The organism is Sphingomonas gellani, from assembly GCF_900110035.1.
Classification (GTDB): Bacteria; Pseudomonadota; Alphaproteobacteria; order Sphingomonadales; family Sphingomonadaceae; genus Sphingomonas; species Sphingomonas gellani.
Window position 1 is genome coordinate 313,105 of record NZ_FOCF01000005.1, and the last position, 21,576, is coordinate 334,680.

Here is a 21,576-nt window from a genome sequence, read left to right on the forward strand (position 1 = left end):
AGGGACTGGGTAATGGCGTTGAAGTTCGCCGGAACGATGAACGCGATCAATCGCGGACTGGACAGCACCAAGGCGGCCAAGGGCGCGGATATGGTGGAGGACTGGGAAGCCGCGCTGGCCGACACCGATGTGCCCGGTGCCAAGGGAATCTTGCGTGACCTGGCCTCCTTGCGCAAGCAGCTGGAGCGGGACGAGCCGGATGCCGACCGCGTTCACTCGCTGTTGCATCGCCTGGGTACGGCCACGACCCGCATCGCCGAACGCGCCGACACCAACGCCGACAAGCTTCGCGCACTGGGCGAGGCACTGACCGAGGCCGGCGAGGAAGAGCATGACGAGGAGGAAGATACCGAGGCTGCGGCCGCGCCACGCCGCGCTCGCAAGAAGAGCTGATCCGGCCGGTTAGGATTTTGACGACCGCGTCTATAGACGTGTGTCGCGTAAGGGAGGGCGGTGCGAAGGAGGCGCTGCCCTGCCTTTCAGTCGAGCGGCAAGTTTCAGACCATGCGCCGGCTGCGTCTGGTTAGAGTTCTGTCCTAAGGCGGAACTCGATGCCACCGAAGCGTTGCCCATCGAAGCCCCGCGTGGTGGCGCTTGTAGGCATCTTTGTCTCGCGGGGAAGAGCCGGGAAGCTGCAGGCATTTCGCCGGAGACCAGATGCCGATCACCGGGGCTATAGGCGCCATCAAGGCTCCTGGATTAGGTGGTCTCGCTTCTTACCACAGCTCCGCCTGACAACCGGAACGGCCGGGCTCAAGCCTTCGGAGCCCAACCCGCTCGCGCGTCATCAACGCCGCCGCCACTAATCCGCTGATGAAGGTTGCGCGCTAGCTGCCCACCCTCAACCATACCCGCCATGGGTTTGCTCAAGCGCTGTGTCGTCACCTTACGCTGTACGCCCAAATACCAGGTGCCGATCACTGGTGGTATGGGTGCCCACGAGGCTCATGGGCAGAAAGCGGCTCGGTACGTACACAAGTCACGCCTGCCATTCAGAACGGCCACTTTTCGCCCGTGGTAATTCTTACCGCTCACGCGTCAGCAACGCCGTCACCGTCGATCTGCCGACGGAACGTAGACGCTCGCCGCACACCCTCAACCCTCGGCCATATCCGCCTCGGCGTTGCCCAAGCCTCGTGTCGTCATCCCACACCGTGCGCGCGGAAGTGCGCCAGCATTCGGGACCAGCCATCAGTGGCCGCAGCCTGATCGTAGCTGGCGCGGTAATCCGCGTGGAAACCATGCGACGCACCCGGGTAGACGCGGATATCCGATCCCTTGCGTCCGACCGCCTTCAGAGCGGCACGCATACGTTCGACATCGGACAGCGGGATGCCTTGGTCCTTGCCGGCGTAAAGGCCGAGCACCGGCGCCTTCAGCTCGCCCGCGCGATCGACGACGTCCTTGAGCTGGCCGTACCAGGCGACGCCGGCCCGAATGTCCGGGTCGACCATCGCGGCCCGCCAGACGACTTGGCCGCCCCAGCAGAAGCCGGTGATCCCGATCCGTGCCGGATTGGCAAACGGCCGGCCCTTCAGCCAGACAGAGGCCGCGCGGACGTCGCCGTCGACCTGATCGGGCGATGCCTGGCTCACGACCGCCATGATCTGTTGCCGATCGGTCAGCGCGGGCAGGTTCACGCCGGAGCGATAGAAGAACTGCGGTGCGACAGCGACGTAACCCAACCCGGCCAGTCGGCGGCAGATGTCCTTGATATAGTCATGGACGCCAAAGATCTCGTTGACGACGATCACGGCAGGATGTCGCCCAGCCTTGTTCGGTCGCGCGACATAGGCTGGCAATGGACCGGGTCCACCCTGTCCCGTCACGCCATTGGGGATCAGCACCTCTTCGATCAGCAGGCCGTCCGCCGGCGTGGTGATCGGCGACGCCTCCGCCGACACGGCGGCGAGTGCGTAGCCGGCAAAGAACAAGCCCGCAGCCGTCCGACGGGAGACGTGCAGGTCCTGCGGCAACGTGCCGTCCGGCCGGGTCAGGTCGTGCATGCTAAGCCCTTCCGTGTAATCGGTGTCAGGCTAAGTGGGTCGTGGCGGCGACGCAACCGGCGGGTCGCGTCAAAGCTGCCCAGTCGCGAGTGCCTGATTGATCGGCAAGGCGGGCGCATCGCTCAGGGTCCGCGCGATTGCCTCGATCCGGCCGCCGGGCTGAACGCGCAACTCGTTGAACGCGGCGGGCGTACTGCGCACCCGCTTGGACAGCGTCCCTGCACCGATCATCCGGATCGTCCGACCGCTCCGCTCCACCGGCACGTCAAAGGGATCATGGACATGGCCGGACAGGACAGCATGCGCCCCCGCCTCCGCGAGCGCGGTCAGGGCAGAATCGCCGTGTCGCGTGCGCGCGGTGCCGCGCGTTCCTCCTTCGATCAGGGGATGGTGGGCGGCGACCAGGATCGTGTCGCCGGCCGGCGCCTCCTTTATCAGCTGAAGCGCGCGACGCAACGAGCTGGGGCTGACGCGCCCCTTCGACCAGTTCCAGCGCCATTGCGCCCGCGCGGTGGTCTTGAGCGGGACGACCGTGATGCCCGGCAGGTCCAGCGGCTGTTCGATCATCCGCTCCACCGCCGCATAGCGGGTGTAGGGAGAAATAAGCCGGCGGAACGGATCCCAGTAATAGGGAATGTCGTGGTTGCCGACTTCCAGCGTCACCGGCACGCCAAGTCCGCGCAGCCAATCGCCGCCGCGCTGGAACTCGTCGGATGTCGCGCGCATGGTCAGGTCGCCGGTCATGATGACGGCGTCGGGCCGCTCCTTGGCCACCAGCCGCTCGAACCAGGCGAGCGCCTCTAGGTCCTCCGCACCGAAATGGACATCGCTGACGTGAAACAAACGGGTCATGCCCCGACTAATGCATGATCGTCCGGATTTGTGCCATGCACCTCAATAGTCGCGGGATACCCGCACGTTGCCGCTGGTGCGTCCCAGCGTCGAGATACTGGACAGCAGCGACAGCCAGCGGGTCACCTGGAACTCCACATTGGTCGCCGAATAGCCCTGACCATCGGTCACGATTTCCGCATAAAGCCGCCGCGTCACATATTTACCGGCGGCAATGGAGGTGCCCTGCCCCGTCTGCGGATCGGCGGGCAGGATGCGCAGCCGGTCCAGCCCGGCGGCGCGGCGCACCGCGTTGATCGGGTTCAGGCCGTTGCCCCCGTCCTGCAACGCGGCGACGGCGGCGGCGAGCTGCAACGCCTCCGGCGCGGACAGGTTGGTGATGGACGTGCCGAACAGCAGGCGCGACAGCAACTCGTCCTGCGGCAAGGCGGGGGTGCTGGTAAAGCCGACCTCCGGCTTAAAGGCGTTGCCCGTGACCCGGATCGACGCGTTCAAACCGGTGGAGGTCGCATCCGCCTCGATGTCCAACGCGGGATTGGCGGGTGCCTGCCCGTCGAAGCGGATCACGCCGCGCACCAGTTCGAACTCCCGTCCCGCGAATTCGTAATCGCCACGGATCAGGGCCGCGCGGCCGCTGATCGCGGGGTTGTCGGGCGCGCCGCCGAGTTGCAGGTCGGCAGACCACTCGCTTGACAGGCCAAGGCCGCTGACGCGAAGTCCGCTGCGGGCGCGGGCATGGATCGCCAGCCGCCATGGCGCGGCCGGCGCTTCGTCGTCCGCGTCGGCGCCGGGCGGCAGGTTGATCTCTCGCACGTTCAGACGCGGCGCGGCACTGGCGGCGGCGGCCTGACCCAGGCGATAGCGGCTGCGGTCCAGCACCACGTCGCCCGCGATGGTCCCGCCGGTCCCGTCGGAGCGGAAGGTGAGCGGGCCGGACACGGTGGCGCCGATATCGTCGCGTGCGATCATCACGGCATGATCCGCCTGCAAGCGTATGTCGAGACCGATGCCGTGTGCACCGGCGAAGTCGAATGCGCCGGTGCCCGAGACGCGGCCACCCTTCCCCGCCGTGGCCGCGAAGCTGTCGATCTGCAGCCGCGATCCGGCAAAGCGGCCCGCCGCGCGCACATCGGTCAGCACGGTGCCGGTGGTCGCGCTTTCGATCCTCGCACCGCTGGCCTGCACCGCGCCCCGGATGGTCGGATCGGCCAGCGTTCCCGTCGCATCGGCACCGATGGACACGGGGCCGGACAGGTCGAACAGCTCCACGCCGGTCAGGCGCCACAGCGTGTCGGCGGGGCCGGCATAGCGCAGCTGCGCGGTCAGCGGCGCCCGAAGGATCCGCTCCGCCAGCCCCCCGCTGCCCAGCGGCGACAGCAGCGCCTGCACCCGGCCGATCGGTCGGCCGCCGGAGCCCGCCACCGCGCGCACGCCCAGCCGGTCTGCGCTCAGCACGCCCGCCAGCGCCAGGTCGATCGGACGCGATGACAGGACGAGTCCCGACCGGGTCAGCCCGCTGACGGTCAGGTCGACCCGGCCGGTCGGCTGCGCTCCCGCATCCGCCTGCATCCGCACGCGTCCCGACGCGGTGCCGCCCAGGCCCAGACCCGGATAACCGATGTCGAGCAGGGCCAGCGGCATGCGGCTAAGCGTGGCATCCAGCGCCGTGCCTGACGTGCCCAGGCTGCCCGAAAGCACCGCCTCGCCCGTGCCGAAAGTCAGGCGCGTGGGGGAGAGGCGCCACACGTCGCCCGATCGGGTGATCCGCGCCGGCTCGGCAAGCCGCAGCGGACGCTTGTCCAGATTGCCCTGAGCGACCGCCGAATAACTGTCCTGCCCCACTTGGATGACGGTTTGCAGGTCGAAGGCGCGACCGCGCGAGCTGGCGGCCGAAGCACGCACCTCTCCCACCCCGTCCACCAGCTTCGCGGACCCGGCAAAGCGCGCCAGACTCAATGCGCCGCGACGCAGGCCCACACCGCTCGCCGTCGCGCTGAGGTCGGTGCCCGCCGGATCGAGGCGGACGATCAGGTCCAGCCGGCCCTGGCGCAGGGTCACGCCGTTGCCCAGGCGCGCCCCGCGCGCGTCCAGATGCGCCTCCACCCGCTGCACCTCGCCGTCCGGCCGGAACATCACGGTGCCATCCAGCCCACCACCCGTCACCGCCAGTTTTCCATCGAAGCCGCCGGGCACGATGTCGATCCGGCCCGACGCGTGGCTGCCGGCAACGGAAAGGTCATCCACGACGATCTGCCCGTCGCCTGCATTGGGCAGCAGGATGCTGCCGCGCGCGGTGAACTGGCCGAGGCGCGACGTGCCCGCCGCCTGGAAGTCGAAGCCCTGCGGCGTCGGTGCGAGGTGCGCGCGCACGTCGGACAGGCCCAGCGCCTGGTTCGGCCGGGCGAAGCGAAGGTCCAGCGTCGGGTGATCGATCTGGCCATCCAACACCAGCGACAGGGGGCCATAGCTCGCCTGTTGCCCCGTGCCCTCGAAGTGGAAGGTGCCGTCGCGCCGTCGGAAGCCCGAACCTTGGAGTCGGATCGACGGTGCGACCAGGCGCAGGTCGGTGAACCGGATCACGCCGTCGGGGCCCCGCTCCAGCCCCGTGACGATCCGGGGCAATCCGCCCGCCAGGCTGCGGAAGAACGCGTTGTCCAGGCGCAGCACCTGCGCGCTGCCCTGCCCCACCACACGCGTTCCATGCCCGCCGGGGCCGGGCACGACGCGCAGCTGCGATTGCACGTCCACCACACCCAGTCCGGGGATCAGGTATCGACCCAAAGCGCCGTTGACGCCGACCTGATACTGCCCGCTGCGCAAATTCAGCAGGAGGGATATGCGCCCGGTCAACTTGTCGGATCGCACCAGTAACCCGTCGCCGGTCAGGATCGTTGGTGTGACGCGCAGGATGCCGGTGGCGGACAGGTTGCGCAGGATGCCGCCGGCGACGTCGCCGACGCCGGTCACCCGGCTGGCCGTGAAGCGGACCGGTACCGCGACCGGCGCCGAGCCCCAACGCCCCTGCCCCGCGGCATGCGCATTCTCGAACCCTGTGTCGTCAAAGGCGAAGCGATCGGCATCCAGGCGATAGTCGAAGCTGGCCGTGCCGATCGGCCCATCGAGGATCGCACGCAGCGCGACGTTCCGCCCGCTCATGTTCGGGAACAGCGCCTGCGTCCGCAACAGCCGCGCCCGGACACGTACGTTGTTGAGCGCGGACCGGCCGAGGTCCAGCGTCCCGGTCGCCTGCGCGGCCAGCGCGGCGGAGCGCATGGCGAGCGCACCGGTCAGCCGCCGATTGTCCAGCGTGGCGTTGCCCTCCACCAGCATGCGCGGCGCTGTGACGCGCTGGAGCTTGCCGGTCAGGAACGGCGACGCGGTGATCGTGCCGCCGAGCAGGTATCGGCCCGACTGCGCGCGGAGCATCAGGTCGAGCACGGGGCGTTGGCCGATCCGGCCCGCTGCCCGGCCGCGCCAGTCGGACCAGCGCCCGTTGCCGTCGATCCGCAAGGCGACCGGAGCACGACCGCCTGCGGCACGCGAAAGGATGCCGCCGGCTCCACCGGATGCGGCGAAATCGACGTCGAAGCGATCGCGATCGGGCGCAGCATCCAGTCGCAGATGCAGGCGATCGCTGCCCGCCACCGCCATGTCCAGCGCGACTAGCGCCCGGCCATGTCGGATATCGGCTTGTCCCTCCAGCCGGCCGGTGCGCGTGTGACCCAAGACGCCGCGGGCCAGGTCCAGCCGTCCGACGGACAGATGTCCGATCCGGATGTCGAAGTCGGGCAGGATCGGGCCCTGCCGCCCGGTCTTCACCGTGCGCGGCGTCCGGAGCAGAACCGCACGCGGAATGACCAGACTGCGCACGTCGAGCCGATTGGACAGCCAGGCGGCGGGGCGCCAGTCCAAGTCCACCCGTGACGCGATAAAGACCAATCCTTGCCGATCATGGACCCGCAGGTCGGACAATTGCGTGTTCGAGAACAGCGATCCGTCGATCCGCCCGACGGTAAAGCGCAAGCCGTTCGCCAGGCGGACCGAGCCGATCCGTTCCGCGACGAAGCGGTGCCCCGGTGCCGTGTCCAGCAGCAGCAATGCACCGGCAAGGATGGCGATCAGGCCCGCCAACGCGCCCAGCACCCAGCGCCACGGGCGTGGCGCCGGAGGGGCCTCAGGCGGGCCTTGCGTCAAAACGCCTGGCCCAGCGACACGTACACCGCCACCTTGGCATCACCCGGCTGTGGGTTGATGGGGGTGCCGACGTCGAGACGGATCGGTCCGAAATTGCTGTAATAGCGCACGCCGATGCCGGTGCCGAACCGCAATCCGGACATGTCGGGCAGCGGCGATGTGTAGATGTTGCCTGCATCCAGGAACGGCACGACCCCGAAATTCCCGAATGCCTTCACTCGCGCTTCGATAGAGAACTCCGCCAGGCTGCGGCCGCCGATCGGGTCGTTGTCGGGGTCGCGCGGGCCGATCGACTGGTAGCCATAGCCGCGCACCGACGCACCGCCCCCAGCATAGAAACGGCGGGACGGCGCGATCTGTTCACGCGGCGCGCCCAGGATCGTGCCGAGGCGTGTCCGCGCCGCCAGCACCACCCCCGACGTCACCGGTCGATAGATGCTGGCATCAAGCTGGGTGCGGGCGTAGCCGAACGCGGACCCTTGCAACGACAATTCGGGGCTGACCCGCCCGCCCAGACGAAAGCCCCGTGTCGGGTTCAGCAGGTCGTCCGATCCGTCGTAATTGAGGCTGGTCGGCGCCGCCGCGATCAGGAAGGTGCGCCGCCGCGGCTCTCCCGTCGCGGCAATCACGTCGCGTTCATCGGTAGCCAGCAACTCCGCGCCCAGAGACCATGTCCACGTCTTCTGGAAGAAGATGTTGGTCTGCCGCTCCAGGCTACCCGACACCGCCAGGGTGCGCGCGTCATAGGCATCGCGCTGGGTGTGGGAGAGTGCGAACTGTCCGGTCAGAACACGGTCGCGCGCGTGGAAGTTGTTGCGGCGGAACACAACGGCCGACAGCTGTTCCCGCGTGCCGATCACGCTGCGCAGCGTCAGCGCACCCTCTGGCGGAAACAGGTTGCGGTGGGTCCAGCTCAGCTCCGCGCGCGCCCCTTCGCCCGTGCCATAGCCCAGCTCGCCGGCAACCGTGTGCGGGGGCGCCGGGTCCAGCTTCACGCCGATATCAACCGTGCCGGGGTCAGCGCCCTCGACCGGCTTCACCTCCGCGGCGGCGACCAGTCCCGTCTGGATCAGCGCGCGGCGCAGGTCGTCCAGATCGGTGGAGTCATAGGGTTGCCCCGACCGGAACCGTGCGATCTCCTGCACATGGTGGGGGTCGAAGACGCCGTTACCGGGCAACGCAACGATGCGCCCGAACCGCCGCGCGGAGCCGGGCGCGACCGACATGTCCAGCGTCGCGGTGCGGGTGGCGTGATCGACCACCAGTTGCGGATCGCCAATGACCGCGAAGGGGAAGCCCTGTTCGCCGATGCGCTGGCGCAGCTGCGCGTCGCCGGCATTGACCTTGTCCGCATCGACCGGATCGCCCTCCGCCACGCCAAAGCTGCGTTCGAGCGCGGGTGCCTTGTCACCCGCGGCCGCCACGCCGGCCAGCCGCACGCCCGCGAACCGGTACAGCGTGCCCGGTTCCGCCGACAGGACGACCAGCGGCCGGTCGCCGCGATCGACCCGCGTCGTCACGCGCGCATCATAATATCCGGCGGCGCGCAGCAGGCTGACCAGCAGGTCCGCATCCTCTCGCGCGCGGCGATCAAGTTGCGCGGCATTGGCCGGTTCACGATCGTTCGCGTCCAGCGTGGAGCCCGCGGCGAAGCGCTGTCGCAGCAGGGCATCGCCGATCCCGTCGATGCCGTCGATCCGCCAGCGATAGCGGGTTTCGGCCGCGGCATCGGTCGTGGTGGCGGTGCCCGTCTCGGAGTCGGTCGGCAGCGACGGCCAATCCACCCCGATCCCCGGCAAGGCCTGGAGAGGCGCGTTGGGATCGAGTTGAGGCTGTACCTGCGCGGCCGTTGCGGGAAGCGACGGCATGGCGGCCACCGGCACGGAGGCATCCTGCGCCGCCGCCGGTGTCGTGATCAGCAGGAGCATGGCGGCGGCCGGAGGCGCGGACCGCCCGACGCGCGATACCATGCAGCGGCTCCTAGGAGCCGGGACGCGGGCCGACAATATGCCCGCGCGCGTCCTGTCGCTTAGTGGATGCTGCCGGTCGGCTCGTCGTCGCCAAGCAGCGCGATCAGCCGCTCGATCTGGCGCCAGCGACAGAAATGCAGGTGATTGCCGAGATTGCGGGATCGGTTGGCGCGTGCGGCGGCCTCGAACTCCGCGTCGCCGCCGAAACGATGGATCAGATCGGCCGCATCGGCGACCGCGGCGGCATCGGAAAGATAGAGCTGCATCGCCGCACCCCACGCAGGCGCCGTGCCAGCGAGACCACACGCTACGAAACGGCGGGACACGAGGGTAAACGGCGTTGGGTGCGCGATGTCGCACCTGTCCCGGCTGTGCCGCATCGGCACGGCTGGTGTACCGGCGTGGGACATGGCAGGGGCGGCGCATGGCCGACAAACCTTCTTCCGCTGGCGGTGGCGCCTTTATCGCGTTTGGCGCGATCGGTGGCGCGGCCATCGGCTTCGCGCTGGATCAGACCACCATCGGCTTCTTCGCCGGCATCGCGCTCGGCATCGCGGCATCCCTGCTGATCTGGCGCTCCGGCCGCCGGTAAGCGCGGTGGGACACCGCATCGCGATCAGCGCGGGCGGCGCATCTGCCACACCACCCGGCCGATCACCTCGATCGGCAAGTCGGGGACGGGATCGGCCGCGGGATTGTCGCTGACCGCGACGAGGGCCCCGCCCCGCCCACTTACGCGTTTCACCATCACCACGCCATCGACGCGGATGATGTAGACGCCGCCGGCCGCGTCGGGTCGCCGATCCCCGGCGTTCACCACCAACTGGTCGCCCGCCATGATGCCCGGCTCCATCGAGTCGCCGCGCACGCCGATCACGCTGCCCTGTCCGGGCCTCAGTCCCAGCGAGCGGGCCAGCGCCGCATCCAGCGTCCCTGCGCCGACCGCCACCTCCTCGTCCACCAGCGACCCCGGCCCCGCCGAAGCGGCGATGTCGAGCACCGGCAGGCGCAGCGCGGCGTCGCGCACGGTGCCGCCCAGCGCCACCTCGTCCAGGCCGAGATGCTGGGCCAGCAGGCGGCGGTCCCGCGCATCCAGCACGCGCGGCGTGCCGCGACGGACATATTGCTGAAGATAGGCGGCGTTGCGCCCGAGCATGGTCGACAGCGCGGTCAGGCTTTCCCCGCGACGGGTGGCCGCAGCGACCAGCGCGTCGCGCGGGTCGGCAACGGTCCCGCGAGTGGCCGAACGGTCGATGTGGATCGGCATCGGATCATTCCCCGAGGAAAAATTCCTAGACATGTTGGAAAAGTAGCGGAACGTATCGGGAACAGCAAGACGGGAGTCGGAGTGTTCACCCATGACGTTGATGACGGACATCGATCGCTATCTCAGGCGTACGGGCATGCCGGAGACGAAGTTCGGCCGCTTGGCCGTAAAGGACCCGAGGTTGGTCAGCGACCTTCGCCGGGGACGTTGCCCGGGATCGCGCGTAACCGAGCGTTTGCGCTTCTTCATGGCAAAGCAGCTGCCATGATGGTGCAACCGGTCCGCGGGCGCGACGCGGTCGCACAGATCTCGCGTGCATTGGTCGCGTGCGCCGGACGCAGCGGGCTGGCCGCGCATGTCGAGGAGGCGAGCGGGCGCACCTGGGCCAGCGCGACCTTTGTCGGCACCAGGGTGACCATCACGTTGGTCGCTCCGCGCGCGCCGACGCTCGGCCGGTGGATCGCCGACCTGCCGCGCGCGGACATACCGATGCGCGGTCAGCTGCTCGCCAGCCTGGCGATCGACCGGATCGAGGATGACGGGGCGAGCGTCCGCACCGACCTGACCGCGCTGGTTATCGAGGAATGACGCGGGAACGGCGGCTGGGGGCTGGACAACCCCCGCGCCCGGCGCGAAGCGCTGTCGGGTAGAGGAGCATGGTATGGCGGGCACGGGATCAGGGATGGGCAGGTTCGACTGGGCGGACCCGTTTCTGCTGGACGATCAGCTGACCGAGGACGAGCGGATGATCCGCGACACCGCGCGCGCCTATGCCCAGGATCGGCTGGCCCCGCGCATCGTCGACGCCTTTGCTCAGGAAAGCACGGATCCGGCGATCTTTCGCGAGATGGGCGAAACCGGATTGCTGGGGCCGACCATCCCGGAGGAATATGGCGGTGCCGGCGCCTCCTATGTCGCCTATGGCCTGGTCGCGCGGGAGGTGGAGCGCATCGACTCGGGCTATCGATCGATGATGAGCGTTCAGTCCAGCCTGGTGATGTACCCCATCCATGCGTACGGTTCCGAGGATCAGCGTCGACGCTATCTGCCCCGGCTGGCGAGCGGAGAGTGGATCGGCTGTTTCGGCCTGACCGAACCGGACGCGGGTTCCGATCCGGGCGGCATGACCACGCGCGCGCGGCGCGTCGATGGCGGCTATGTCCTGTCGGGTACGAAGACCTGGATCAGCAACTCGCCGATCGCGGATGTCTTCGTCGTCTGGGCGAAGTCGGACGCGCATGACGGCCAGATCCGCGGCTTTGTGCTGGAAAAGGGCATGAAGGGCCTGTCCGCCCCGAAGATCGAGGGGAAGCTGTCGCTGCGCGCCTCCATCACCGGCATGATCGTGATGGACGATGTGGAGGTCGGCGACGATGCCCTGCTGCCCAATGTCGAGGGGCTGAAGGGGCCGTTCGGCTGTCTCAATCGCGCGCGTTACGGCATCAGCTGGGGCGCGCTGGGTGCGGCCGAGTTCTGCTTCCACGCGGCGCGCCAGTACGGGCTGGATCGCAAGCAGTTCGGCACGCCGCTGGCCGGACGGCAGCTGTACCAGAAGAAGCTGGCCGACATGGAAACCGAAATCGCGTTGGGGCTTCAGGCGTCCCTGCGCGTCGGACGCCTGATGGACGAGGGGCGGTTCGCGCCAGAGATGGTCTCACTGGTCAAGCGCAACAATGTCGGCAAGGCGCTCGACATCGTCCGCGTCGCGCGGGACATGCATGGCGGCAACGGCATCTCCGGCGAGTACCACGTGATGCGCCACCTGATGAACCTGGAGACGGTGAACACCTATGAGGGCGCGCACGATGTGCATGCGCTGATCCTGGGACGCGCGATCACCGGCATCGCGGCGTTCTGACGGCTCGTGTCAAACCACGCGGCTGGTCCGACGGCGGCCTGATCCTTCCGTGAGCCGCTTCACCGTCAACAACCAGCCGACCGAATACCGGCTCGATCCGCAGACGCCGCTGTTGTGGGCGTTGCGCGACGCGTCCAACCTGACCGGCACCAAATATGGCTGCGGCACGGGGCAATGCGGCGCGTGCACGGTGGATATCGATGGCCAGGCACGCCGGGCATGTCAGGTGCCGATCGGATCGATCGAGGGCAGCTACGTCACCACGATCGAGGGCCTGTCGCGGGAGCGCAATCATCCGGTCCAGCTGGCCTTCCTGGCCGAGAATGTCGGCCAATGCGGGTTCTGCATCCCCGGCATGGTGATGGCGGCCGCGGCCTTGTTGCGCCGCGACGCCGACCCGTCGGAGGATCGCATCCGTGCGGAGCTGACCAACCTGTGCCGTTGCGGCATCTATCCGCGCCTGGTCGAGGCCGTGCAGCGCGCCGGGCGGGCGATGCGTGGCGAGGAGACCATTCCGGCCGGTCCGCGCCCCGGCATCTCACCGGAGGACAGCGCGCGGCTCGTTCCCGCGCTGGTGCCCCCGAAAACGTCGAGCCGCGAGCGATAGAGCTTTCAATCGGCTGACCGGCCGGTTCAGCGACGGATCACCACCGGGCGCCCATAAAGTGGCTATCATCGGGGCCGGCTCGTGCGCCGGCAGGATAGGATGCAGACGATGCGCAGGCTTTGGGGACTGCTGTTGGCGGCCGGGGCCCTTATTCCCGGAGCGGCAAGTGCGCAGGAGGGCGCTGTGGTACCGGGAGAGCATGCGCGCGGCATGCAGGCCTCGCTGCATGGCGAGGGCCAGCGAGCCCGGCCACCTTCGGGCGACAATGGCGGTTGGCGCCGGCCGGACGGGCAAATACGGCCATGGCAGGGCGGACAAGGGCGTCCGCCGGGCGGCGAGCAGCCGGGCTGGCAGCGGCAGGGGGGTGCCCCGGGAGCGGGCGGGCCGGGTTGGCAGCGGCCCGGCGGAACCCCGGGTGCGGGCGCGCCCGGCTGGCAACAACGACCAGAAGCGGGCAACCAGCAGCGACCGGGCTGGGGCCAGCGGCCGCCGTCCTGGGGCGGCAACGGCGGTGGGCAGTGGCGGCCCCCCGGCATGGGCCAGCCCAACCCGCGTCCCGATCAGCCGCCCGTTGGTGAGCCGCGCCCCGGCCAACCGCGCCCGGACTGGCACGGCAACGGCGGCGGCCGTTGGGACGGCCAATGGGGCAACCCCAGCCGGCCCGGCGGACCGCGTGGCGAGCGTCCGCGTTGGGGTGGCGATTGGAACCGCCCCTCCACCGGCTGGCAGCGCGAACGCGCGGACTGGATCGACTCCTATCGCAACGACCGCGATTTCCAGGATCGCGCGGCGTGGAACCGGGGCTGGCGCTCGGACGAACGCTATGACTGGTCGCGCCGTCGCGCGATGGATCGCGGGCGGTTCCACCTGCCGCGCTACTACGCCCCGCACAGCTGGACGCGCGGCTATCGCCGCTTCTCCGTCGGGGTCGTGCTGAGCCAGCCGCTGTTTGCGGAAGATTACTGGATCGACGAGCCGCAGGGGTATGAGCTGCCGCCGGTGTACGGCCCCTATCGCTGGGTCCGCTATTACAACGACGCACTGCTGGTCGACCTGCGTTACGGCCAGGTGGTGGACGTGGTGTACGACATCTTCTGGTGAAGGGGCGGCGCACTATATCGGCTCGGTCATTCAACCAGGCCGGACCGATGGTGCGCCGGCCGCCAGGAGCGTGTTCATGGCCCAGTACAGCAAGAGCGAAGAGGCGATCGCCCGCCTGACCCCCGAGCAGTTCCACGTCACCCAGCGCAGCGGGACCGAGCGTCCGGGCACGGGCGAGTATCTTGGCAACAAGCAGGCGGGCATCTATGTCGACGTGGTGTCGGGCGAGCCGCTGTTCGCGTCTAGCGACAAGTACGAATCCGGCTGTGGCTGGCCTAGCTTCACCAAGCCGATCGAGCCCGCCAACGTCGCCGAACTGTCCGATCGCACCCACGGCATGGTGCGTACCGAGGTGCGATCGAAGCATGGCGACAGCCATCTGGGCCATGTCTTCGACGACGGCCCACGCGATCGCGGCGGCCTGCGCTATTGCATCAACTCCGCCTCGCTCCGCTTCGTACCGCGGGAGCGCATGGAGGCGGAAGGCTATGGCGACTATGTCGATCAGGTGTTGGCCGTCGCCTGACCAAAGGTCGTGACCGCATCGGCGATCACATCGTAGACCGCGTCCAGGTCCGCTTCATCGATGCAAAAGGGCGGCATGACGTAGATCGTGTCGCCCAACGGTCGCAGCAGCAGGTCCCGCTCCCGGAAAAACGCCAAAAGCTTTGGCCCAAGGTTCGACAGATAGCCGGACCCGTCCCCTACCCCCAGCGCTGCGATCGTCCCCAGCGTCCGCACGTCGCGCACTCCCGGCAGCGTGGAAAGCCGGGATGCGCGCTCCGCCTGTCGCTGTGACAAGGTCGCGACCCGCGCCGCGACCGGCTCGTCGCGCCAGATGGCGAGATTGGCGTTAGCGGCGGCGCAGGCGATCGGGTTGGCGGTGTAGCTGGACGAGTGGAAGAACATGCGCGACCGGTCGGCGGCGTAATGCGCCGCGAACAGGGGTTCGGTCGCCATCGTGACCGCCAGCGGAACGGCACCGCCGGTCAGCCCCTTCGACAGGCACAGGATGTCGGGCACCACGTCCGCCTGATGACAGGCGAGCAGCGTGCCGGTGCGACCCCAGCCGGTCATCACCTCGTCAGCGATGAACAGCACGCCCGCCGCCGCGCAGATCGCGCGCATCTCAGCCAGTACCGACGCCGGATAGATCAGCATGCCGCCTGCCCCCAGCACCAGCGGCTCCACGATGAAGGCGGCGGCGCCGGCGGCGCATTCCCGCTCCAGCGCGTCCAGGGTCGCCTGCTCCTGCCCGGCATGCGGAAAGGGGATCGTGCCGACGTCGAACAACAGCGGGGTATAGGCACGATTGTACACGCCCCGCTCACCCACCGACATCGCGCCGATCGTGTCGCCGTGATAGCTGTGCTGCATCACCACGATGCGATGCCGCGGTTCGCCGCGCGCGTTCCAATATCCCAGCGCCATCTTCAACGCGACCTCGACGCTGGTCGATCCGGAATCCGAAAAGAAGACGCGGGTCAGCGCGGGTGGCATGATCGCGGTCAGCCCACGCGCCAGCTGTTCAGCGGGCTCATGCGTCCAGCCGGCGAAGATGATCTGGTCCAGCCGCTCCGCCTGTTCGCGGATAGCGGCGACGATGCGGGGGTGGTTGTGCCCGTGGGTCGTCACCCACCAGGACGAAATGGCGTCGATCACCCGGCGCCCATCGGCGGTGAACAGCGCGGCACCGTCGGCACGGGTGACCAGCGGGATCGGCTCCCCCAGCCCATGCTGGGTGAAGGGATGCCAGATCGGTGAGCTGGTCATCGGAGATCCGCCAGGTCGAAGGCCTCTGCAAAGGCGGCGTGCAACGTGGCGGCATCGAGCCGTGGCAGGATCGGCAACCGGCCCAGGCGTCGTACCCCGCCGATCGTCGCGATCGTCTGCTCGCTGTCCTCGACCGGGTCGCCGATGAACGCGACACCCAGCAACGGCACGCCACGCGCGCGCAGAGCTTCGATGGTCAGCAGGCTGTGGTTGATGGTGCCGAGCGCCGTGCGGGCGACCACCACCACCGGCCGACGCCAGCGCGCGAACAGGTCCGCGAACAGCAGGTCGCGCGTGACGGGGACCAGCGCCCCCCCCGCCCCCTCCACCACCAGCGTTCCGTCCACCGACGGCAGCGCCAGCCGCTCCTCGTCGATCGCCACGCCGTCCAGTTCGGCGGCGCGATGCGGGGAGCAGGGCGTACGGAGGCGGTAGGCCTCCGCCAGCACATGGTCGGGGGGCACCCCCAGACCTGCGACGCTGTTCGCATCGGTGCCGTCGGTCAGCCCGGCCTGGATCGGCTTCCAGTAATGCGCGCGGAGTGCGGCGGCCAATCCGGCGGCGAACACCGTCTTGCCGACATCCGTGTCGGTGCCGGTCACCACGATCACGCGGCTCATCGCAGCACCGCGTTCAGGACATCGCCCAGGGCATCGATCTCGTCCGTCCCGACATGCAGCGTCAGCGATATGCGCAGTCGCGCGGTGCCGTCGGGCACCGTCGGCGGCCGGATGCCGCGCACGTCGAACCCCGCCGCCTGCACCGCCTCCGCCGCGCGCATGGTGGCCGCGTTGTCACCGATCACCAGCGGCATGATCTGGGACCCCGTCGCCGTTGCGCCGACCGAGCCCAGCCGCTCTGCCGCATAGGCGATCAGACGTTGCAAGACGTCGCGACGCTGCGGCTCGTCCCTCAGGATGGTCAGGCTTTCCCGTGCGACCGCAGCCATCAGCGGCGACGGTGCCGTGGAAAAGATGAAGGGCCTGCCGCGCGACACCAGGAAGTCGCGCACCAACGCGGGGCCGCAGACCAGCGCGCCCTCGCACCCCATCGCCTTGCCCATAGTCTTCAGCGTGATGACATTTGGTCGGCCGTCCAGCCGGTCCGCACAACCACGCCCGTCCATGCCCCAGACGCCGGTCGCGTGCGCCTCATCGACCAACAGGATCGCTTCGTGTCGGTCAGCAATCTCCGCCAACGCGGCCAAGGGCGCGAAATCGCCGTCCATGCTGTACAGGCTCTCCGCGACGATCCACGGCGTTCCGGTGCCACCCCGCCCCCGCCACGACGCGATCGCGTCGGCAAAGGCGTCCGCGTCGTTGTGCCGTGCCGCGACGGCATCCCCCCGACCCAGCCGCACGCCGTCCAGCGTGCTGGCATGCACCAGCGCATCGTACACGATCAGGTCGCCGCGCTGCGGCAGGGCGGACAACAGGGCGGTATTGGCCGCATAGCCGCTGCCCAGGAACAGCGCCGCCTCCACGCCGAAGAAGGCGCCCGCCTCCGTCTCCAGCGCTTCATGCTCGGGGTCGTTGCCACGGAGCAGCCGCGACCCGCCGGAGCCAACCGGCACGCCCCTCTCCACCGCTTCGGCCAACGCGCCACGAAGCCGGGGCGAGGATGCGAGCGCCAGATAATCGTTGGATGCGAAATCCGTGCCGGCACGGGGCGAGAGCCGCCGGGTCCGTCCGGCCGAGGCAAGGTCGTCGAGATGGCGGCGCTGTGCAGCGAAGAACATGGCGGCGGCTATGCGGCATATGGGGGCCGCAATGCCAGAGCGGCGCGTGCATGGCCGGCGTCCGGAACCGGAAACGGACGTACACGGCGAAGAGGATGTTAACCCCCCGCCCCTAATCCCCTTGTGCGAGAAAGGGTTAGTCTGTGAGAATTGCCAAGCTCCTTCCCGATGAGAGCGAGCGCCTGGCCGCGCTGGACGAATATGGTGTCGAGGAGGGAGAGGTCGACTCGGGCCTGGACGACGTCACCGACCTCGCTGCCCGACTGTTCGGCGTCACCACCGCGCTGGTCACGCTGGTCGGTGACACGCGCCAGCTGTTCGCGGGGCGCACGGGTACCCAGCTTTGCGGCACGGATCGGAACGTCTCCTTTTGCTCGCACGCGCTGGACGGCGACGATCTGCTGGTCGTGCCGGACGCGCGGCTCGATCCGCGCTTCTTCGACAACCCTCTCGTAAGCGGCGAGCCGGGCATCCGCTTCTATGCCGGCGTTCCTCTGCGCAACCATGCCGGCCACGTCCTCGGCACGCTGTGCCTTATCGATCCGCAGCCGCGTGCCGGGCTGCCCGCGCGCGATCGCAAGGCGTTGCGCGAACTGGCGGCACTGGCGCTCAACAAGCTGGAACAGCGGCGCCTGGAAACCGCGCGCCGAGCCGGACAGCGGCGGTTCCACAACATCGCGGCGACATCGCCGGACGCGATCGTCTGCGCCGACGATCAGGGCCGTATCACCTTCTGGAACGCCACCGCGGAAAAGCTGTTCGGCTTCACCCGCGCGGAGGCGATCGGCAACGGGCTGGACCTGATCGTCCCGCACCACATGCGCGGCGGTCATGGCAACGGCCTGCACCGGGTTGCCGGCGGGGGCGCACCGCGTCTGGTCGGCAAGACCATCGAGCTGAACGCGATGCACAGGGACGGACACGAGTTCCCAATCGAATTGTCGCTGTCGATGTGGCGGGAGGATGGTCATGCCAGCTTTGGCGCGATCATGCGCGACATCTCCGAGCGGCGGCGCAACGAAGACAAGCTGTTCCACCTGGCGCATCACGATCCGCTGACCGGCCTGCCCAATCGCAACGTGTTATTCGACCGCATCGCGGAGCGGATCGACCAACACTGCCCCGCCCATCTGCTGTTCGTCGACATGGACGGGTTCAAGCCCGTCAACGACACCGCCGGTCACGGGGTCGGCGACGCCGTGCTGAAGCAGGTGGGCGACCGGTTGGTCGAGTGCGTGGGGGCGGTCGATACCGTGGCGCGGATCGGCGGCGACGAGTTCGCGGTGCTGATCGTCCCGTCAGAGGGGCATGGCGCGCCGACCGACGACCCGGACCACGCGGCCGATTGCATCATCGCCTCACTCGGCAAACCGTATGCGGTGGAGGGTCAGGCTGTGCATCTTGGTGCCAGTGTCGGCATCGCCTCCTTCCCCGCCCATGCCCATTCGGCCGAGGAGCTGATCTCGGGCGCCGACCTGGCGATGTATCAGGCCAAGCGCGAGGGGCGCCGCTGCCGGCGTACGTTCAACGTCGCCTTGCGGGAACAGGCACTGGCGCGCCGCGAACGTGAGGAGGAACTGCGCCGCGCGATCGACGGTGACGAGTTCGAGCTGTTCTACCAGCCACAGGTCGACTTGGCCGACGGACGCCTGATCGGGGCGGAGGCCCTGCTGCGCTGGAACCATCCGGAGCGCGGACTGGTCGGCCCGGGCGATTTCCTGCCCGCGATCGAACAGGGCCTGCTGGCAACGGAGATCGGCACCTGGATCCTGGAAGTCGCCTGTTCTCAGGCGGTCGCGTGGCGGCGCATCCTGCCGGGCTTCCGCATGGGGGTGAACCTGTTCTCCGCGCAATTCGGCACGGGCACGCTGGCGGCGCTGGTCGCGGCGGTGCTGGACCGGTGCGGACTGGACGCGGCCGGCCTGGAGCTGGAGGTGACGGAGAACATCATCCTGCGCCACGATGCCACGATGCTCGACGCGTTGCGGACGCTGCACGACAGCGGCGTCGGCATCGCGCTGGACGATTTTGGCACCGGCTACGCATCGCTCAGCGTGCTGAAGACCTATCCCCTCACCCGCCTGAAGATCGACCGCAGCTTCGTTCGCGACATGCGGACCGACCATACCGACGCGCTGATCGTGTCCACCATCGCCGCACTGGGCAACGGACTGGGGCTGGACGTCATCGCGGAGGGTATCGAGGAAGAGGGGCAAAGGGCGCTGTTGCAGGTCAGCGGTTGCCGCAGCGGCCAAGGGTATCTGTTCGGCCATCCCATGCCGGCCAAGGACTTCGAGCGCCTGATTGCGCGGCCGGCGGACGACGCTGGCGCCGAAGGGTTGCGCGCATGAGGCTGCTCTCGTCTCTCGGCGCACGAATCTATGGCGCGACCGCCCTGTCGGCGGCGCTCGCGCTGTTGCTGGGTGCGTTGTTGCTCCAGGCAGGCAACCGATCGCGTGACGCGTTCGGCTGGGTCGCGCATACCCAGACCGTCATCATCAGCATCAACACGCTGACCAGCGACCTGGGAGAGGCCGAGTCCGGGCTGCGCGGCTATCTAATGACGGGCGATCGCGGTTACCTGTCCCGCTTCGATGGCAATCTGCGCGAGGCCGAAACCGTGAGCGCGGCGCTGGTGACGCTGGTCGCCGACAATCCCGAACAGATGCGGCACGCGTTGTCCCTTCAGCGCTTTGCCCAGGCCAAGGCGCAGTTGATGAACGGCGCGATCGCCCGCGCGCGCGTGCTCGGCCCGCGTCAGGCGGCCGTGCCGGCGGAGCGCGATCGCGCCCGCCGCGTCATGGCGCGGATCATGCGTGAGGCCGAAACAATGCGACAGGCGGAGCATCGCCTGATGGTCCTGCGCACGGAGGAGGCGAACGACCACAGCCGCACGTTGCGCCTGCTCCTGCTCCTCGGCTGCCCGGTGCTGGTGCTGCTGATCGGTGCGGTGGCGTGGCAGGTTCGCACCGGCATGTCCGACCCGCTTCACCAGTTGCTCGATGCCGTGACGCGCTTTGGCGAGGGGGATCGCAACGCGCGTGCACTGGTCGATCGGCGGCTGGGCAGTCGGGAATTCAGGCGGCTGGCGCGTGCCTATAACGACACGGCCGAGCGCCTGCTCGCGGCGATGGACCAGGCGCAGGCCGTCCGCGCGGAGCTGGCGGACGCGAATGCCGAACTGCGTGCACGCGGAGAGACGTTGCAGGCGCGCCAGCAATCGATGGAGCTGCTGAGCGGCGTCGCCCGGCGCCTACATGCCGTGCAGGACGAAACGGAGCTGGACGAGGTCCTGAGCTGCTTCCTGCCGAAGGTGTTTCCGGACATTGCCGGCGCGCTGTACGTTCACAACCATTCGCGCAACATGCTGGTTCGCCGGGCCAGTTGGGGCGATCCCGGCGCCGCGCCGGAGACGTTCGCCCCCAACCAGTGCTGGGCACTCCGGCGCGGACAGGCGCATGCGGTGGACCGGCCGGGATCGGACATGATCTGCGCCCATGCCGCCGGTGACATGCCCGTGGAGCGGTTGTGCGAACCGATCATCGCGGGTGGCGAGGTGCTGGGCCTGATCTATGTCGAGGGACTGGCCGAGGACGAACAGCAATTCCGGCTGGGCGTGCTGATGGAGAATGTCGCGCTGGCCCTGGTCAACGACAATCTACGATCACGCCTGCGCGAACAGTCGATCCGCGATCCCCTGACCAAGCTGTTCAACCGCCGCTATCTGGAAGAGGCGCTGCAACTGGAAACCGCGCGGGCGGAACGCAACGGCACGTCGCTGGCGGTTGTGATGGCGGACGTGGATCACTTCAAGCGCTTCAACGATGGCCACGGCCATGATGCGGGCGACACGCTGCTGCGGGCGGTGGCCGCGCAGATCCAGACCCATTTCCGCCACGGCGATATCGTGTGCCGTTATGGCGGGGAGGAGTTCACCGTGATCGCTCCCGGCGCGTCGCGGGACCTGATCTGCCGCCGTGTCGCGGATCTGCGCCGCACGATCCGCGACATGACCGTGGATCACGCCGGGCAGCGGCTGGGGCCCGTCACCATGTCGTTCGGCATCGACGTCTGGGCGCCGGGCAGCGTCCGTGCGCCGGACACGCTGGTGGTCTCGGCCGACCGCGCGCTGTTTCGCGCCAAGCGGCTGGGCCGGGATCGGATCGAGCTCTCGACCGACCCGACCCAGCTGCACGCGGCGGAGTAGCGG

At 68.8% G+C, this 21,576-nt stretch carries 18 protein-coding genes; 9 read left to right on the top strand and 9 right to left on the bottom strand.

From position 1 onward, the window contains the following. Positions 1-12: 12 nt before the first annotated feature. Positions 13-393 (top strand): hypothetical protein, encoded by a 381-nt coding sequence (locus tag BMX37_RS11905; protein ID WP_170841950.1) that lies wholly within the window; start codon positions 13-15, stop codon positions 391-393. A gap of 749 nt (positions 394-1,142) precedes the next feature. On the opposite strand, the gene BMX37_RS11910 is transcribed toward BMX37_RS11905, so the two are convergent. From BMX37_RS11910 to BMX37_RS11930, 5 genes are all read right to left on the bottom strand, one after another. Beyond that, the gene (locus BMX37_RS11910; protein ID WP_093665957.1) at positions 1,143-2,006 is read right to left on the bottom strand and encodes a dienelactone hydrolase family protein; all 864 of its coding nucleotides are present in this window, start codon (positions 2,004-2,006) and stop codon (positions 1,143-1,145) included. A 69-nt stretch (positions 2,007-2,075) separates the two neighbouring features. Next, the gene (locus tag BMX37_RS11915) at positions 2,076-2,858 is read right to left on the bottom strand and encodes a metallophosphoesterase family protein (protein WP_093665958.1); all 783 of its coding nucleotides are present in this window, start codon (positions 2,856-2,858) and stop codon (positions 2,076-2,078) included. Between the two features lie 42 nt (positions 2,859-2,900). Then, a complete protein-coding gene (locus BMX37_RS11920) occupies positions 2,901-7,001 on the bottom strand; it encodes a translocation/assembly module TamB domain-containing protein (RefSeq protein ID WP_244501549.1) in 4,101 nt (1,366 codons plus the stop codon). A gap of 47 nt (positions 7,002-7,048) precedes the next feature. Continuing rightward, positions 7,049-9,022 carry an autotransporter assembly complex protein TamA gene (locus BMX37_RS11925; protein ID WP_425288457.1) on the bottom strand — a complete coding sequence of 658 codons (1,974 nt, stop codon included), beginning with the start codon at positions 9,020-9,022 and terminating at the stop codon, positions 7,049-7,051. Positions 9,023-9,081: 59 nt separating this feature from the next. After that, complete coding sequence (locus tag BMX37_RS11930) at positions 9,082-9,288, bottom strand: hypothetical protein (RefSeq protein ID WP_093665960.1); 207 nt, start codon at positions 9,286-9,288, stop codon at positions 9,082-9,084. 158 nt (positions 9,289-9,446) lie between these two features. On the opposite strand from BMX37_RS11930, the gene BMX37_RS18835 reads away from it, so the two are divergent. Then, the gene (locus BMX37_RS18835; protein WP_170841951.1) at positions 9,447-9,614 is read left to right on the top strand and encodes a hypothetical protein; all 168 of its coding nucleotides are present in this window, start codon (positions 9,447-9,449) and stop codon (positions 9,612-9,614) included. Positions 9,615-9,638: 24 nt separating this feature from the next. On the opposite strand, the gene BMX37_RS11935 is transcribed toward BMX37_RS18835, so the two are convergent. Next, on the bottom strand, positions 9,639-10,289 hold the full coding sequence (locus BMX37_RS11935) for a S24 family peptidase (protein WP_093665961.1): 651 nt from the start codon (positions 10,287-10,289) through the stop codon (positions 9,639-9,641). A 264-nt stretch (positions 10,290-10,553) separates the two neighbouring features. Between BMX37_RS11935 and BMX37_RS11940 the strand changes: the two genes are divergently transcribed. From BMX37_RS11940 to msrB, 5 genes are all read left to right on the top strand, one after another. Continuing rightward, positions 10,554-10,877: a hypothetical protein gene (locus tag BMX37_RS11940; RefSeq protein WP_093665962.1), complete on the top strand. Its 324-nt coding sequence runs from the start codon at positions 10,554-10,556 to the stop codon at positions 10,875-10,877. A gap of 94 nt (positions 10,878-10,971) precedes the next feature. After that, on the top strand, positions 10,972-12,147 hold the full coding sequence (locus BMX37_RS11945) for an acyl-CoA dehydrogenase (protein ID WP_170841952.1): 1,176 nt from the start codon (positions 10,972-10,974) through the stop codon (positions 12,145-12,147). A 49-nt stretch (positions 12,148-12,196) separates the two neighbouring features. Continuing rightward, positions 12,197-12,754, top strand: a complete 558-nt coding sequence (locus tag BMX37_RS11950; protein WP_093665964.1) for a (2Fe-2S)-binding protein — start codon at positions 12,197-12,199, stop codon at positions 12,752-12,754. A gap of 108 nt (positions 12,755-12,862) precedes the next feature. Then, the gene (locus tag BMX37_RS11955; RefSeq protein ID WP_093666013.1) at positions 12,863-13,855 is read left to right on the top strand and encodes an RcnB family protein; all 993 of its coding nucleotides are present in this window, start codon (positions 12,863-12,865) and stop codon (positions 13,853-13,855) included. Positions 13,856-13,931: 76 nt separating this feature from the next. Further along, a complete protein-coding gene (gene msrB, locus BMX37_RS11960; RefSeq protein ID WP_093665965.1) occupies positions 13,932-14,381 on the top strand; it encodes a peptide-methionine (R)-S-oxide reductase MsrB in 450 nt (149 codons plus the stop codon). Here the strand turns inward: msrB and BMX37_RS11965 are convergent. The 3 genes from BMX37_RS11965 to BMX37_RS11975 are packed head-to-tail and all read right to left on the bottom strand — an operon-like array spanning position 14,360 to position 17,366. Then, on the bottom strand, positions 14,360-15,628 hold the full coding sequence (locus BMX37_RS11965; protein ID WP_093665966.1) for an adenosylmethionine--8-amino-7-oxononanoate transaminase: 1,269 nt from the start codon (positions 15,626-15,628) through the stop codon (positions 14,360-14,362). The two genes, msrB and BMX37_RS11965, sit on opposite strands and share 22 nt — an antisense overlap. Continuing rightward, on the bottom strand, positions 15,625-16,248 hold the full coding sequence (gene bioD, locus BMX37_RS11970) for a dethiobiotin synthase (protein WP_093665967.1): 624 nt from the start codon (positions 16,246-16,248) through the stop codon (positions 15,625-15,627). Before bioD ends, BMX37_RS11965 begins: the two co-directional genes overlap by 4 nt. After that, complete coding sequence (locus tag BMX37_RS11975) at positions 16,245-17,366, bottom strand: 8-amino-7-oxononanoate synthase (RefSeq protein WP_093665968.1); 1,122 nt, start codon at positions 17,364-17,366, stop codon at positions 16,245-16,247. The genes bioD and BMX37_RS11975 overlap by 4 nt, the downstream gene beginning before the upstream one ends. Positions 17,367-17,509: 143 nt before the next feature. Between BMX37_RS11975 and BMX37_RS11980 the strand changes: the two genes are divergently transcribed. Next, the gene (locus tag BMX37_RS11980) at positions 17,510-19,717 is read left to right on the top strand and encodes a putative bifunctional diguanylate cyclase/phosphodiesterase (protein WP_212611442.1); all 2,208 of its coding nucleotides are present in this window, start codon (positions 17,510-17,512) and stop codon (positions 19,715-19,717) included. After that, the gene (locus BMX37_RS11985) at positions 19,714-21,573 is read left to right on the top strand and encodes a diguanylate cyclase (RefSeq protein ID WP_093665969.1); all 1,860 of its coding nucleotides are present in this window, start codon (positions 19,714-19,716) and stop codon (positions 21,571-21,573) included. Before BMX37_RS11980 ends, BMX37_RS11985 begins: the two co-directional genes overlap by 4 nt. Positions 21,574-21,576 lie beyond the last annotated feature (3 nt).

Excerpts from the sequence above, each read along its gene's own strand:
- BMX37_RS11905 (WP_170841950.1), top strand. The coding sequence starts at position 13 with ATGGCGTTGAAGTTCGCCGGAACGATGAACGCGATCAATCGCGGACTG.
- BMX37_RS11910 (WP_093665957.1), bottom strand. The coding sequence starts at position 2,006 with ATGCACGACCTGACCCGGCCGGACGGCACGTTGCCGCAGGACCTGCAC.
- BMX37_RS11915 (WP_093665958.1), bottom strand. The coding sequence starts at position 2,858 with ATGACCCGTTTGTTTCACGTCAGCGATGTCCATTTCGGTGCGGAGGAC.
- BMX37_RS11925 (WP_425288457.1), bottom strand. The coding sequence starts at position 9,022 with ATGGTATCGCGCGTCGGGCGGTCCGCGCCTCCGGCCGCCGCCATGCTC.
- BMX37_RS11930 (WP_093665960.1), bottom strand. The coding sequence starts at position 9,288 with ATGCAGCTCTATCTTTCCGATGCCGCCGCGGTCGCCGATGCGGCCGAT.
- BMX37_RS18835 (WP_170841951.1), top strand. The coding sequence starts at position 9,447 with ATGGCCGACAAACCTTCTTCCGCTGGCGGTGGCGCCTTTATCGCGTTT.
- BMX37_RS11935 (WP_093665961.1), bottom strand. The coding sequence starts at position 10,289 with ATGCCGATCCACATCGACCGTTCGGCCACTCGCGGGACCGTTGCCGAC.
- BMX37_RS11940 (WP_093665962.1), top strand. The coding sequence starts at position 10,554 with ATGATGGTGCAACCGGTCCGCGGGCGCGACGCGGTCGCACAGATCTCG.
- BMX37_RS11945 (WP_170841952.1), top strand. The coding sequence starts at position 10,972 with ATGGGCAGGTTCGACTGGGCGGACCCGTTTCTGCTGGACGATCAGCTG.
- BMX37_RS11955 (WP_093666013.1), top strand. The coding sequence starts at position 12,863 with ATGCGCAGGCTTTGGGGACTGCTGTTGGCGGCCGGGGCCCTTATTCCC.
- msrB (WP_093665965.1), top strand. The coding sequence starts at position 13,932 with ATGGCCCAGTACAGCAAGAGCGAAGAGGCGATCGCCCGCCTGACCCCC.
- BMX37_RS11965 (WP_093665966.1), bottom strand. The coding sequence starts at position 15,628 with ATGACCAGCTCACCGATCTGGCATCCCTTCACCCAGCATGGGCTGGGG.
- bioD (WP_093665967.1), bottom strand. The coding sequence starts at position 16,248 with ATGAGCCGCGTGATCGTGGTGACCGGCACCGACACGGATGTCGGCAAG.
- BMX37_RS11975 (WP_093665968.1), bottom strand. The coding sequence starts at position 17,366 with ATGTTCTTCGCTGCACAGCGCCGCCATCTCGACGACCTTGCCTCGGCC.
- BMX37_RS11985 (WP_093665969.1), top strand. The coding sequence starts at position 19,714 with ATGAGGCTGCTCTCGTCTCTCGGCGCACGAATCTATGGCGCGACCGCC.